Here is a 13,146-nt window from a genome sequence, read left to right on the forward strand (position 1 = left end):
GATGTGTCCTATGCGCGGGGCGTGTCGGTGCGGTAGGGCACCTTGCCCGGATTGAAGAGGTTTTTCGGGTCGAGCGCGGCCTTGATCGCCTGCGCCACAGCGCGGCGCGATGCATTGCCATAGCTGAGATAGGCGCGGCGCTTCTCCGTTCCCACCCCGTGCTCGGCGGAAAAGCTGCCGCCGAGTTCGGCGACGCCGGTATAGACGGCATCCTCGATCGGCTCTTTCGCGCCCGGGGCCGCTACGCCGTTGCCGATGACGGAGATATGCAGGTTGCCGTCCGCGATGTGGCCGTAGACATAGGCGTCGAAACCCGGATCGATCGCCCTCAGCCGCTGCCGCAGACCATCGACATATCCGTCGAGCGCGCCCGGCGGCACGGAGACGTCGAAGGAGGGGGCGGCCGGGAAATGTCGGTACATGAAGTCGCCGTCCTCGCGCAGCGCCCAGAAACGGCGGGCCTGGTCGAGCGAGGCGGCGACGATGCCGCTGGTCAGCCCGTGTTCCTCCCAGAGGGCGGCTAGACCCTCTTCCAGCGCCTCGCGGGCCTCCGCCTCGCTGCCGGCGGACACCTCCATCAGGAGGATCGCGGGAGTATCGGTCTCCAGCCAGCCGAGGTCGAAGCCCTTGTCCGCAGCGCTGTCGCGCAGATAACGCTGCCACATCAGTTCCGCGCCTTCCAGCTGCAGGGCCGGCTGGCTGCGGAAATGGGCGATCAGCGAGAGGGCGGCCGTGGCGTCGGGCACGCCGACAAGCGCGGTGGCGCGCATGGGGTTGAAGCTTCCGAGCTTCAGCACGGCGCGGGTGACGAAGCCGTAGGCGCCTTCCGAGCCGATGAGAAGCTGCTTGATGTCGGGCCCGGCGCTGACCTTCAGCACACGCGTCAGGTCGCTGACGAGGCTGCCGTCCGGCATCACCGCCTCGATGCCGAGTACCTGGTGGCGCATCACGCCGTTGCGGAAGGCGAGGATGCCGCCGGCATTGGTCGCGATCATGCCGCCGATGGTGGCGCTGCCGCGGGCGGCAAGGTCGATGCCGGGAATGAGGCCGACTTCGGCGGTTGCCTCCTGCAGGGCCTGCAGCGTGACGCCGGCGCCGACGGTGACGGTGCGGGCGAGGGGATCGATCGCCTCGATCCGGTTGAGACGGGCGGTGGAAAGGATGAGCTCGCCCGGCCGGCTGATGCCGCCGCCGACAAGGCCGGTGCGTCCGCCCTGCGGCACGACGGGCACGTCGTTTTCGGAGCACCAGCGCACCACGGCGGCCGCGGCCTCGGGCGTCGCCGGCTCGGCCATGGCGCCCGCGCCGAAATTGCCGGCATGTTCACCGGGGTGCCGGTTCGCCAGCCGGTCGCTTCCGACAAGGTGGAGATCATCGCCGAAATCGTTCAAGTCGCGTTCGAGCGATCGGATAATCTCGGACATGTTCCCGTTTCCTCTGCCGATGGGCCGGCTGGAATGCGTAGTGCGGCGGAGAGGCGGAATCAAGCGGACAACGGATGATACGGGCAGCATTCGATTGACGTTTACGTGAAAGTCAATAAACTTTCGACCCTGTCATGATGTCATGCGCAAATGCAGGGAAAGTCTGTCGCAGAACGGCTCGACAAGGCTTTCGGCATTTGTCATGACAGGCCGACCCGAGGGAATTGCCGCGGCTTTTGAGGGGTTGCGGGGTGGAGAGACGAATGAGCGAAGAAATGGAACTCCCCGAACGCGAGAGCATGGAATTCGACGTCGTGATCGTGGGGGCTGGTCCTGCGGGGCTGTCTGCGGCGATCCGGCTGAAGCAGGTCAATCCGGATCTCACCGTCGTCGTGCTCGAAAAGGGCTCGGAAGTCGGCGCGCATATCCTCTCCGGCGCCGTCGTCGATCCCATCGGCATCGACCGCCTCCTGCCCGACTGGCGCGAGGACGCCGACCATCCCTTCAAGACCGCGGTGACGGACGACCATTTCCTGCTGCTCGGCCCGGCCGGCTCGGTGCGCCTGCCGAACTTTGCCATGCCGCCCCTGATGAACAACCACGGCAACTACATCGTCTCGCTCGGCAATGTCTGTCGCTGGCTGGCGACCAAGGCGGAAGAGCTCGGCGTCGAGATCTATCCCGGCTTTGCCGCGACGGAAGTGCTCTACAATGACGAGGGCGCCGTCATCGGCGTCGCCACCGGCGACATGGGCATCGAGCGCACCGGCGAGCCCGGCCCGAACTACACCCGCGGCATGGCCCTTCTCGGCAAGTACACGCTCATTTCCGAGGGCGTGCGCGGCTCGCTCGCCAAGCAGCTGATTTCGAAGTTTGACCTCCAGAAGGATCGCGAGCCCCAGAAATTCGGCATCGGCCTGAAGGAACTCTGGCAGGTCAGGCCGGAGAACCACAGGCCTGGTCTCGTGCAGCACTCCTTCGGCTGGCCGCTCGGCATGAAGACCGGCGGCGGTTCGTTCCTCTATCATCTGGAGGACAACATGGTCGCCGTCGGCTTCGTGGTGCACCTCAACTACAAGAACCCCTATCTCTTCCCCTTCGAGGAGTTCCAGCGCTTCAAGACGCATCCGGCGATCCGCGGCACCTTCGAGGGCGGCAAGCGGCTTTCCTATGGCGCGCGCGCCATCACCGAGGGCGGCTACCAGTCGGTGCCGAAGCTGTCCTTCCCGGGCGGCGCGCTGATCGGCTGCTCGGCCGGCCTGGTCAACGTTCCCCGCATCAAGGGCAGCCACAATGCGGTGCTCTCGGGCATCCTCGCGGCCGAAAAGCTGGCGGATGCGATTGCCGCCGGCCGGGCCAATGACGAGCCGATCGAGATCGAGCAGGGCTGGCGCGACAGCGCGATCGGCTCGGACCTCAGGAAGGTGCGCAACGTCAAGCCGCTGTGGTCGAAGTTCGGCACGGCCATCGGCGTGGCGCTCGGCGGGCTCGACATGTGGACGAACACGCTGTTCGGCGTCTCCTTCTTCGGCACGCTGAAACATGGCAAGACGGATGCGCAGTCGCTCGAACCGGCGGCAAAGCACAGCCGCATCGACTATCCGAAGCCGGACGGCGTCCTGACCTTCGACCGTCTCTCCTCGGTGTTCCTGTCGAACACCAACCACGAGGAGGACCAGCCGATCCATCTGCAGGTGAAGAACCCGGAGCTGCAGAAGACGTCCGAGCTCGACATCTATGCCGGCCCGTCCACCCGCTACTGTCCCGCCGGCGTCTACGAATGGGTGGAGAAGGACGGCAAGGACGTGTTCGTCATCAACGCGCAAAACTGCGTGCACTGCAAGACCTGCGACATCAAGGACCCCAACCAGAACATCAACTGGGTGCCCCCGCAGGGCGGCGAAGGGCCCGTCTATCCCAATATGTGAGGTTCGTAGAGGCCGGATCGCACGGACCCCCGCAGGAACAAGCGCGGTGAGGGGCCGTTTATCCCACTACGGGATGCGGATCGCATCGAGATGAACGAGAAGGCCGGGCGGATTGCCCGGCCTTTTTTCTGCCACGCACCTTAACCGTGCCCGCAACCCCAGCGCGCCGCTTAACCCTCGATTAACCATAACCGCATAATTTCCCGCCCCGAGGACGAAAAATTCAAGGGGCTTTAACCATGTCGATTTCCCGCCGCGGATTCTTGCTCGGCGCATCCGCACTGCTCGCCGGCTGTGCGACGAACGGCACCAGCGACCGCGCCAACTACGGCGACCGGCTGGACGAGAAATTCCCGCTGAAGGCGATCCCGATTGACAAGATCAAGCCCGACCTGCGCCGCCAGGAAGTCGCCTATGACACCGGCCATGCGGCCGGCACCGTCGTCGTCGACACGCCGGCCCGCAGGCTCTACTACGTGCTCGGCAACGGCCGGGCGATGCGCTACGGCATCGGTGTCGGCCGTCAGGGCTATTCGCTGGCCGGCAGCGCCACCATCGGCCGTAAGGCGGAGTGGCCGACCTGGACGCCGACGCCGAACATGATCCGCCGCGACCCGAAGAAGAACCTGAAATATGCCGGCGGCGTGCCCGGCGGGCTCAACAACCCGCTCGGCGCCCGCGCCATCTATCTCTACCAGAACGGCAACGACACCATGTTCCGCATCCACGGCACCAACCAGCCGTGGTCGATCGGCGAGGCCATGTCGAGCGGCTGCGTGCGCATGCTCAACCAGGACGTGATCGACCTTTACGCTCGGGTGCAGCCCGGCGGCCGCGTCCACGTCATCCAGGGGCGCCGTCAAGCCTGACGGGCGGTGCGGATGCGACATCGCGCCGGGCCGGTGCGGGAAGAGGGGTCGGCTTTCGCCGGCCCTTTCGGCGTTTTCATTCTTTGAAAAAGCTGAACTGTATCATAACATTGTCGTCGCGACCCCAAGTTTGGACAAAGTCGGGGCCGTCTTGCGGATTTGGCCGTTCCATGACGCATAGGGGTCAATGGCAGACGCATTCGTACCGGCATTCGACTCCGTAGCTGCAAAAGTCGAGGCTGCGGTATCGTGGAAAGAGAAGGCCCTCGACTGGCCCTGTCCAAGATTGGATCCGCATGGGATCACGGGCCCGGCGCCGGCGGTGCAGCGGGCCCTTGTCGGCACAATGACACCGCCGAAATGAGGGAACGGATATGAAACATCTTCTTGCTTCCACCTGCCTCGTCGCCGGCCTTCTGGCCATGACGGGTGCGGCGCGCGCCGAATGTGGCGACGTGACCATTGCCAGCATGAACTGGCAGAGCGCCGAGGTCCTGGCTGCGCTCGACAAGTTCATCCTCACCGAAGGTTACGGCTGCAATGCCGAAGTCATCGTCGGTGACACGGTTCCGACCATCACCTCGATGATCGAGAAGGGTGAGCCGGATCTGGCGCCGGAAGGCTGGGTTGACCTGCTGCCGGACGTCGTCAACCGGGGCATCGAGGAAGGCAAGCTGATCGGTGCTGCCGTTGCCCTTTCCGACGCCGCCGTGCAGGGCTGGTGGATCCCGAAATACATCGCCGACGCCAATCCGGACATCAAGACGATCGACGACGCGCTGAAGCATCCGGAACTGTTCCCGGATCCGGAAGACAAGTCGAAGGGCGCCGTGCACAACGGCCCGCAGGGCTGGGGCGGCACGGTCGTGACCGGCCAGCTCTACAAGGCCTATGGCGGCGAAGCGGCGAACTTCACGCTGGTCGACACCGGCTCGGCCGCCGGCCTCGACGGCTCGATCGCCAAGGCCTACGAGCGCAAGGAAGGCTGGGTCGGCTACTACTGGGCGCCGACGGCCCTTCTCGGCAAGTACGAGATGGTGAAGCTCGAGCACGGCGTTCCCTATGACGCCGCCGAATGGAAGCGCTGCAACACGGTTGCCGACTGCCCGGATCCGAAGAAGAACGACTGGCCGAAGGACAAGGTCCAGACGCTGGTGACCAAGACCTTCTCCGAGCGCGCCGGTGCCGATGTCATGGGCTACCTGAACAAGCGTTCGTGGAGCAACGACACGGTCAACAAGCTGATGGCATGGATGACCGACAACCAGGCGAGCGGCGACGATGGCGCCAAGCACTTCCTGGAGGAGAACGAAGCCCTCTGGAAGGACTGGGTCTCGCCGGAAGCAGCCGAAAAGATCAAGGCTGCGCTCTGAGCGGCTGATCGAAACGGGCGGCGTGTCTTCGGGCGCGCCGTCCTGCATTCGTTTTATCGCATGTCGCTGGCGCAAATCGCTGCGCATATCAGCGCAACATCTATCAGGGTTGGCTTGAAGACCGGCGCAGATTGGTCAGAGCCGGAAGGGGATCGATATGGAATGGTTCACGAAATTTCCGACGATGGACGCGGATACCCTGCGCGATCTCAAGAAGACGATCGATGAGGGCTTCCGCACCTTCACCCGCGCCTATGGTGATGGCATCGAATCGATCTTCGAGCCGCTGCAGCACTTTCTCATCTGGTCCGAGCGCTTCATGACGAAGACGCCCTGGCCCATCATTCTTGTGTTGATCGCGCTCGTCGCCTGGTTCGCCAGCCGCAACTGGAAGATCGTCGCCGGTGCCGTCGGCACGCTGCTGGTCATCGGCTATTTCGACATGTGGGACGACACGATGAAGACGGTCTCGATGATCTTCGTCTGTACCGTCCTGTCCATCGTCATCGGCATTCCGATCGGCATTCTCATGTCGCGCTCGGACCGGGTGCAGAACGTCATCAACCCGGTTCTCGACGTCATGCAGACCATGCCGAGCTTCGTCTACCTCATCCCCGTCGTCATGCTGCTCGGCATCGGCAAGGTGCCGGGGCTCATCGCCGTCGTCATCTATGCCATCCCGCCGATGATCCGCCTCACCAATCTCGGTATCCGCCTCGTCGACAAGGACGTGCTGGAAGCGGCGGACGCCTTCGGCTCTTCGAGCTGGCAGAAGCTGAAGAACGTGCAGATGCCGCTGGCACTGCCCACCATCATGGCGGGCATCAACCAGACCATCATGATGGCGCTCGCCATGGTCGTCATCGCTTCGATGATCGGCGTGCAAGGTCTCGGCCAGCCGGTGCTGAAGGCCATCTCCAACCAGTATTTCACGCTCGGCATCTTCAACGGCCTCGCCATCGTCGGCATCGCGATCATCTTCGACCGCGTCAGCCAGGCTTTCGGCAAGCGCCTGCAGAAACACCGCGAGATCATTCACGGTTGATTCGCGCGGACGTGAAAAAGGGCGCCCCGGCGACAAGCCGCGGGCGCCCCTTTTGTTTGGATCTTAGTGCTTGCGCGAGAACAATCCGGTCGAAAGCACCACGCCCGCGCCGACGACCAGCGCCGCGGTGATTTCCGCCGCACCAAAGCTTTCACCGAGAAAAACCGCGCCGCCGAGTGTCGCCAGCACCGGCGTGATGGCGGTGAAGGCGGCGGCCTGACTGCCGCCGAGCGCGCGGATGGCGGTGCCATAGGCGAAGGTAGCGATGAGGCCGGAGAGGATGCCCTGGCTGGTGACCTGAAGGGCGAGGTCGGACAGCGAGGCCTGGCCGAGATGCGTGCCATAGATGGCGGCGAGCACGAGATGGATCAGGAACGACCAGACGGCGATGAGGGCAGCCCCTTCCAGCGCGCTCAGCCCCGAGCGGCGGAAGGCATGGGTGAAGCCGGCCCACAGCACGGCACCGAGCGGCAGGAGCAGGAAGCCGGTCATCGTCATGCCGCTCTTCTGCAGGCTGGCGGCGAGCAGGATGACGACGCCCGCGACGATGGCTGCAAGGCCGGCAAGGCGCATGCGATCCGGCCGCTCGCCGAACAGCACGATGCCGATGACAGCGGTGGCCAGCGGCATGGAGCCGCCGAGCAGGATGCCGCCGGGTGCGGCGGGCGTCACATGCAGGGCCGCGGCCGTGACCTGGAAGAACAGCGCGCCGGCCCCCGCCACCATGACGACGACGAGTTTCAGCGGCACGCCCTTCGGCAAGAGCCCGGTCTTCAGCCAGATCGGCGCCAGCAGGATGGCCGGCACGCCGTAGCGAATGAGGCCGATATCGATGGTGCCGAGCGGCGTTGCCGCGGTGTGGCGCGTCGCCAGCACCCAGGTCGCCCAGATCAGCACCGTGACGACCGCGCCGGCATAACCGGCGACCTGCGGATTGGATTTCCCTTCGGACGAAAGCGAGATCATGGCCATGGCGACGTTCCTTCCCGGCGTTGGCGCAATTCATGGTGAGACTCTAGCGCCGGAGGCCGAGGCATGTCCTTGCGAGTTATGCCTCTTGGAATGTAGAATGCGCAGGATCATGCCAAAATTGGCGGGGAAAGTTTCGGAAAATGCCAAATCTCGATAAATTCGATATCGCCATCCTGAAGGTGCTTCAGGAGGATGCGCGCGCGACGAATGTGGAGATCGCCGAGCGTGTGAACCTCTCGCCGTCGCCATGCCTGCGCCGCATCCGCAACCTGGAAAAATCCGGCGTGCTGCGCGGCTACCGCGCCGATATCGACCGCAAGGAGGTCGGCCTCGGCCTCACCGTCTTCGTCGAGATCAAGGTGGGGCGGCACAGCAAGGAAAACGCCATGGCCCAGCAGGAGGCGCTGCTCGCCATTCCGGAAGTGGTGTCCTGCTTCCTGATTTCCGGCAATGCCGATTTCCTGGCGGAGGTGGTGGTCGAGGACCTCTCGGCCTACGAGCGGCTCCTGACCGAGACGCTGCTCGCCATGCCCGGCGTCACCGACATCCGCTCCAATTTCGCGATCCGCAGCATCAAGACCGGCGGCCCCCTGAAGCTCCCGTCGCTCTGACGCGGAAAACCGCCCCGACGAGAGGCGTCGGGGCGGTTGGGACGGCCGGAGAGGCGGGGCCGTCCGGGGACGCCACCCCCGGAGAGAGGGGCGACGTCCGACCTGTCGTCAATGCGCAGAGGCGACAGGCGCTTTCGCGGATTTCCAGGCGACGACCATGAGCGCGCCGATGACGGTGATGTGCTCCATCACCACGTAGAATTCGATCGTGCGGATCGGCTCCTGCATGGTCCAGAAATTATGCGCGATCGGGATGGTCAGCGCCGTGAAGACGGCAAGCATGCCGGCGCCGAGCCAGGTCCAGCGGTTGGCGATGATCAGCGCCGAGCCGACAAGCTGGGTGATGGCGACGGCGATGTTGAAACCCGTCGCCGGCTCCAGGCCGAAATGCGCCATCTCGGCGACGCCGGCGTTGAAATCCGCCAGTTTCGCGATGCCGGAGAGCCAGAACATCGAGGTGAGGATCGTGCGGGCGAGGAAGCCGAAGACGCGGCTGCCTGTGATGTTTTCGACGAGGGCGGACATGGATAGTCTCCGATAGATGACATGGACCCGCGGGGCGTCTTTCAGGCTGTCCCCGCCTGCCGCCCGCCGGTTGTTCTGTCCGTGTCCGGCGTGCTGCGATGGCCTATGTCTATCAGAGTTCGGGTGCGGTCGTGTCACCCCGGTAACACCCTTCGCCGCCCATTTTTTGGGGGCGACGAAGGGCGCGCGCAGGCTCAAAAGCCGTCGAGCACCAGCTTGCCGCGCGTGCGCCCGCTTTCGATCATCGCATGGGCCTTCCTGAGGTTTTCGGCATTGATCGGACCGACGACCTCGGCCAGCGTCGTGCGGATTTTTCCGTCGTCAACAAGACGGGCGACCGCGTTCAGCAGCTCGTGCTGTTCGATCATGTCCGACGTCTGGAGGAGCGAGCGGGTGAACATCATCTCCCAATGCGTCGAAACGGACTTGCGCTTGAGGGGCAGCACATCCAGCGCCTTCGGATCGTCGATGAGGCCGAAGCGGCCCTGCGGCGCGATGGCCTCGGCGATCTCCGCCAGATGGTCCACCGAATTGGTCGTCGAGAAGATGAAGGCCGGTGCGCCGATGCCCAGCGCCGCGACCTCGGCCGCGAGCGGCTTGCTGTGGTCGACGATATGGTGCGCGCCGAGGCTCTTGACCCAATCCGCCGTTTCGGGCCGCGAGGCCGTTGCGATGACGGTAAGGTCCGTCAGGGTTCGGGCGAGCTGCACGGCGATCGAGCCGACGCCGCCGGCACCGCCGATGATGAGGATGGCGTTTGCCGCACCCGGCACGGCATCGCGAACCTTCAGCCGGTCGAACAGCATTTCCCAGGCGGTGATCGCCGTCAGCGGCAGCGCGGCTGTGGCGGCGAAATCGAGCGAGGCGGGCTTGCTGCCGACGATGCGCTCGTCCACCAGGTGAAACTCCGAATTCGTGCCGGGCCGGTCGATGGCGCCGGCATAGAAGACGGCGTCGCCCGCCTTGAACAGCGTGACCTCCGGCCCGACGGCCCTGACGATGCCGGCCGCATCGAAGCCGAGCACGCGCCATGCGCCGCCGGCCGGCGCGGCGTTGCGGCGAAGCTTGGTGTCGACCGGGTTGACGGAGACGGCCTTGATCTCGACCAGCAGGTCGCGGCCTTTCGGCTCGGGCACGGGTTGCTCGATATCGACGAGGGCCGTTTCGGAGGTGATTTCCTGCGAGGTCTGGTAGGCGATGGCGCGCATCTGGGTCTCCTTTCGCGTTGAATGGAGCCTAGATGCAGAGTAATCTCACCATCCGCAAGAATGCACATTTAATGCCCATAGTGTCGAAAAGGATACCGTGAATGTCTCGCCCGCGCGCCAAGCTCACGAAGGATTTCCCGGGCTGCCCGGTGGAATCGACGCTGTGTTTCCTCGACGGCAAATGGAAGGGCGTGATCCTGTTTCATCTGCTGGAGGGAAAGCTGCGCTTCAACGAACTGCGCCGCAAATTGCCGAGCGTCACGCAGCGCATGCTGACGAAGCAGCTGCGCGAGCTGGAGGATGCGGGCATCCTGTCGCGCACCGTGTTTCCCGTCGTGCCGCCCCGTGTCGATTATGAGCTGACGGCCGCGGGCCGCAGCCTGGAGCCGGTGATCAGCGCGCTCGCCGCCTGGGGGTCGAAAAACGTCACCCGTGAAGATGGACAGACGGTCATCCGCCTGTCCCATGAAACGAAAACGGCGCCCCCCGAAGAGGACGCCGTCTGATCGGTTGAGCCTTAGGCGGATCACTCGGCCGGGCAGGCCGGCGTTGTCGCGCGCTCGGTCTTTTCGAGCGTCAGGGAGACGAGGAAGACACCGAAGCCGACGACGGCGGTTGCCGCCCCCACAAAGCCCATCGAGCCGTAGCCGTAGCCGGCGCTGATCGCCATGCCGCCGAAGAGTGCGCCCAGCGCGTTGGCGACGTTGAAGGCCGAGTGGTTGAGGGCGGCGGCGAGCGTCTGCGCATCGCCGGCCACGTCCATCAGCCGCGTCTGGAGCGCCGGGCCGACGACGAAGCTGCAGCCGATGAGGAAACAGCAGATACCGAGCAGGATCGGGTTTGCCGCCGTCAGCGACAGGCTGATCAGCACGAAGAAATAGAGCACCAGCGACCAGCCGATGGTGCGCATCAGCGAGAGGTCGGCGAGCTTGGCGCCGAAGATGTTGCCGACGATCATGCCGCAGCCGAAGATCGCCATGATGACCGGTACCATGCCGACATGGAGCCCGGCGACCTCGGTAACGATCGGCGAGATATAGGAGAAGACGGCGAACATGCCGCAGAAGCCGCTGGCGGCGATGCCGAGCGTCAGCCAGACCTGCTTGCGTTTCAGCGCGCCGAGTTCGGTGAGGGCATTGATGCCCTTCGGCACGCTGTCGCGCGGCAGGAAGACGGCGATGAGTGCGACCGTCAGCAGGCCGGTGATGCCGACAGCGACGAACATGAACTGCCAGTCGAACAGCTGGCCGAAGAAGGCGGCGAGCGGCGTGCCGATCAGCGTGGCGACGGTGAGGCCCAGCATGACCTTGCCGACCGCCTGCGTGCGCTTGTTGACCGGCACCATGGAGGCGGCGACGAGCGCGGCGACACCGAAGTAAGCGCCGTGCGGCAGGCCGGAGAGGAACCGGAAGAGGATGAAGCTTTCGAAGGTGGGCGCGACCGCGCTGGCGAGGTTGCCGGCGGCAAAGAGGCCCATCAGCACGAGGAGCAGGTCGCGCCGGCGGAACCGGGCGCCGACGACCGCGATGATCGGGGCACCGACCACCACACCGAGGGCATAGGCGCTGATGACATAGCCGGCCTCGGCCGTCGTCACGCCGAAAGTGGTGCCGACGTCCGGCAAGAGGCCCATGATGGCGAATTCGCCGGTGCCGATGCCAAAACTGCCGACGGCGAGCGCCAGGATGATCAGGGTGACGGTGAGCGCCGAAAGCGGCGGCTGCCCGGAGGAGAGGGCGGCATGGGGCAAGGCATGTTCGGACACGGGATGGCTCCGCAGGAATGGTCCACACGCGGACAATCGGCGACAGACCCTGCACGGGCGGCCACTCCTCCTGGCTGCTGATGCGGTATGGTCCGGCCGGAAAGGCCACGATGGGGAAGGTACAATGCGGCCAGCATGCGTACTCCCGACGCAGGCGACCGGGCGGCAATATATCAAAGAAGGGCGCTCTGCCTACTGCGATTTTTCACCCATCCCGCATTTGGCCGCGGGGCCGGCGCGCACGAATTCTTGCGCCGTATTTCATGGGCGCCTGTTAATCGCCGCTTTCTCTCTTATCTAATGGATCGATCATCACCCTTCAGGCGTTCTCGGCCTAGACGCGGAGTATGCGAATGAGAGTACAGGCGATATTCAACAGGGACGGGGGGACGTTCCGCACCACCGACATGGAGGCCTTTGCCCGCCACGCGGAGAGGGTTTTCTACGAGGCAGGGCACCACCTCGACTGCGATATCGTCGAAGGGGCCGATATCGAAATGGCGCTGCGTCGTTGTTCCGACCGGACGGATCTCGACGCCATGCTGGCCGGCGGCGGCGATGGCACGGTCTCAGCCGCGGCCGGGCTTGCCTGGCAGAGCAGGATGCCGCTCGGCATCGTCCCTGCCGGCACCATGAACCTCTTTGCCCGCTCGCTGAACATTCCGCTCGACATCTGGCAGGCGATCGACGCGCTGGCGGACGGCGACATCGCGGCGGCCGACATCGGCACGGCGGACGACCGGGCCTTCGTGCACCAGTTTTCCGCCGGCCTGCACGCCCGCATGGTGCGCCTGCGCAATGCCATGACCTACCGCTCGCGCATGGGCAAGATCGCGGCCAACACCCGGGCGGCCGTCGGCGTCATCTTCGATCCGCCGGAATTCGAGGTAGAGTTCAATGTCGACGGCGTCGAGGAGCATCGCATGGTCTCCGCCATCAATGTGTCGAACAACCGGTTTGGCGAAAACGGCCTGCTCTATGCCGAGGACCTCACCGGCGGCCATCTCGGTTTCTACACGACGAAGCCGCTGAAGCCGGCGGGCGTGGCCAAGCTCGCCCTCGATATCCTGCGCGGAAAACTGCGGGAAAATGCCGACGTTACCGAAATGACCGGCACGGCCGTCGACCTGCATTTTCCGAAGGTCGACCGGGCGATCAACTGCGTCATCGACGGCGAGCTGCTGCCGATGGACCGCGACGTCTCGATCCGGCTGCATCCGGGCGAGTTGAAGGTGATGGTGCCGAAAATCCAGGCGAAGGCCATGGCCACGACGGAGCCGGCGGCGGCCTGAGCGCGGGATGCGCGGCGTTTGCCCTTCACCCTAACCCTCTCCCCGCAGGCGGGGAGAGGGGACTTGCCCCACGGGCGGGCTGCTGGTTGAGGAAAGCGGATCGGCCTATCCCTTGCCCCGCTTGCTGGGGGAAG

General features: G+C 64.9%; 12 protein-coding genes. 7 read left to right on the forward strand and 5 right to left on the reverse strand.

Annotation, left to right across the window (positions count from 1 at the left end; translation table 11 throughout):
* Positions 1-8 precede the first annotated feature (8 nt).
* Positions 9-1,424, reverse strand: a complete 1,416-nt coding sequence (locus tag P9A16_RS09615) for an FAD-binding oxidoreductase (RefSeq protein ID WP_023513478.1) — start codon at positions 1,422-1,424, stop codon at positions 9-11.
* Positions 1,425-1,687: 263 nt separating this feature from the next.
* Between P9A16_RS09615 and P9A16_RS09620 the strand changes: the two genes are divergently transcribed.
* The 4 genes from P9A16_RS09620 (at position 1,688) to P9A16_RS09635 (ending at position 6,639) form a co-directional block, all read left to right on the forward strand.
* Positions 1,688-3,352 carry an electron transfer flavoprotein-ubiquinone oxidoreductase gene (locus P9A16_RS09620; RefSeq protein ID WP_024270730.1) on the forward strand — a complete coding sequence of 555 codons (1,665 nt, stop codon included), beginning with the start codon at positions 1,688-1,690 and terminating at the stop codon, positions 3,350-3,352.
* Positions 3,353-3,591: 239 nt separating this feature from the next.
* Positions 3,592-4,221: a L,D-transpeptidase gene (locus tag P9A16_RS09625; protein WP_023512015.1), complete on the forward strand. Its 630-nt coding sequence runs from the start codon at positions 3,592-3,594 to the stop codon at positions 4,219-4,221.
* Between the two features lie 374 nt (positions 4,222-4,595).
* Positions 4,596-5,594 carry an ABC transporter substrate-binding protein gene (locus P9A16_RS09630; RefSeq protein ID WP_023512014.1) on the forward strand — a complete coding sequence of 333 codons (999 nt, stop codon included), beginning with the start codon at positions 4,596-4,598 and terminating at the stop codon, positions 5,592-5,594.
* Positions 5,595-5,751: 157 nt separating this feature from the next.
* Positions 5,752-6,639, forward strand: coding sequence for an ABC transporter permease (locus P9A16_RS09635; RefSeq protein ID WP_024270731.1), 888 nt, complete (start codon positions 5,752-5,754; stop codon positions 6,637-6,639).
* Between the two features lie 63 nt (positions 6,640-6,702).
* On the opposite strand, the gene P9A16_RS09640 is transcribed toward P9A16_RS09635, so the two are convergent.
* Positions 6,703-7,611, reverse strand: coding sequence for a DMT family transporter (locus P9A16_RS09640; RefSeq protein ID WP_023517248.1), 909 nt, complete (start codon positions 7,609-7,611; stop codon positions 6,703-6,705).
* A gap of 140 nt (positions 7,612-7,751) precedes the next feature.
* On the opposite strand from P9A16_RS09640, the gene P9A16_RS09645 reads away from it, so the two are divergent.
* On the forward strand, positions 7,752-8,222 hold the full coding sequence (locus P9A16_RS09645; RefSeq protein WP_023517247.1) for an Lrp/AsnC family transcriptional regulator: 471 nt from the start codon (positions 7,752-7,754) through the stop codon (positions 8,220-8,222).
* A 108-nt stretch (positions 8,223-8,330) separates the two neighbouring features.
* Here P9A16_RS09645 and P9A16_RS09650 read toward each other — a convergent pair whose 3' ends face one another.
* Both P9A16_RS09650 and P9A16_RS09655 read right to left on the reverse strand, forming a co-directional pair.
* Positions 8,331-8,747, reverse strand: a complete 417-nt coding sequence (locus P9A16_RS09650) for a DoxX family protein (RefSeq protein WP_023511898.1) — start codon at positions 8,745-8,747, stop codon at positions 8,331-8,333.
* Between the two features lie 194 nt (positions 8,748-8,941).
* Positions 8,942-9,955 (reverse strand): zinc-binding alcohol dehydrogenase family protein, encoded by a 1,014-nt coding sequence (locus tag P9A16_RS09655; RefSeq protein WP_023511897.1) that lies wholly within the window; start codon positions 9,953-9,955, stop codon positions 8,942-8,944.
* A gap of 101 nt (positions 9,956-10,056) precedes the next feature.
* Between P9A16_RS09655 and P9A16_RS09660 the strand changes: the two genes are divergently transcribed.
* Positions 10,057-10,461, forward strand: a complete 405-nt coding sequence (locus P9A16_RS09660; RefSeq protein ID WP_023511896.1) for a winged helix-turn-helix transcriptional regulator — start codon at positions 10,057-10,059, stop codon at positions 10,459-10,461.
* Between the two features lie 20 nt (positions 10,462-10,481).
* Here P9A16_RS09660 and P9A16_RS09665 read toward each other — a convergent pair whose 3' ends face one another.
* Positions 10,482-11,720 carry an MFS transporter gene (locus P9A16_RS09665; protein WP_023511895.1) on the reverse strand — a complete coding sequence of 413 codons (1,239 nt, stop codon included), beginning with the start codon at positions 11,718-11,720 and terminating at the stop codon, positions 10,482-10,484.
* A 353-nt stretch (positions 11,721-12,073) separates the two neighbouring features.
* Here P9A16_RS09665 and P9A16_RS09670 point away from each other — a divergent pair, with 353 nt between their 5' ends.
* On the forward strand, positions 12,074-13,012 hold the full coding sequence (locus P9A16_RS09670; RefSeq protein WP_023511894.1) for a diacylglycerol/lipid kinase family protein: 939 nt from the start codon (positions 12,074-12,076) through the stop codon (positions 13,010-13,012).
* The last annotated feature ends 134 nt before the right edge of the window (positions 13,013-13,146 follow it).

Origin of the sequence: Shinella sp. 838 (assembly GCF_029623935.1) — a bacterium.
Taxonomy (GTDB): Bacteria; Pseudomonadota; Alphaproteobacteria; order Rhizobiales; family Rhizobiaceae; genus Shinella.

Excerpts from the sequence above, each read along its gene's own strand:
- P9A16_RS09630 (WP_023512014.1), top strand. The coding sequence starts at position 4,596 with ATGAAACATCTTCTTGCTTCCACCTGCCTCGTCGCCGGCCTTCTGGCC.
- P9A16_RS09615 (WP_023513478.1), bottom strand. The coding sequence starts at position 1,424 with ATGTCCGAGATTATCCGATCGCTCGAACGCGACTTGAACGATTTCGGC.
- P9A16_RS09620 (WP_024270730.1), top strand. The coding sequence starts at position 1,688 with ATGAGCGAAGAAATGGAACTCCCCGAACGCGAGAGCATGGAATTCGAC.
- P9A16_RS09625 (WP_023512015.1), top strand. The coding sequence starts at position 3,592 with ATGTCGATTTCCCGCCGCGGATTCTTGCTCGGCGCATCCGCACTGCTC.
- P9A16_RS09635 (WP_024270731.1), top strand. The coding sequence starts at position 5,752 with ATGGAATGGTTCACGAAATTTCCGACGATGGACGCGGATACCCTGCGC.
- P9A16_RS09660 (WP_023511896.1), top strand. The coding sequence starts at position 10,057 with ATGTCTCGCCCGCGCGCCAAGCTCACGAAGGATTTCCCGGGCTGCCCG.
- P9A16_RS09645 (WP_023517247.1), top strand. The coding sequence starts at position 7,752 with ATGCCAAATCTCGATAAATTCGATATCGCCATCCTGAAGGTGCTTCAG.
- P9A16_RS09640 (WP_023517248.1), bottom strand. The coding sequence starts at position 7,611 with ATGGCCATGATCTCGCTTTCGTCCGAAGGGAAATCCAATCCGCAGGTC.
- P9A16_RS09670 (WP_023511894.1), top strand. The coding sequence starts at position 12,074 with ATGAGAGTACAGGCGATATTCAACAGGGACGGGGGGACGTTCCGCACC.
- P9A16_RS09650 (WP_023511898.1), bottom strand. The coding sequence starts at position 8,747 with ATGTCCGCCCTCGTCGAAAACATCACAGGCAGCCGCGTCTTCGGCTTC.
- P9A16_RS09655 (WP_023511897.1), bottom strand. The coding sequence starts at position 9,955 with ATGCGCGCCATCGCCTACCAGACCTCGCAGGAAATCACCTCCGAAACG.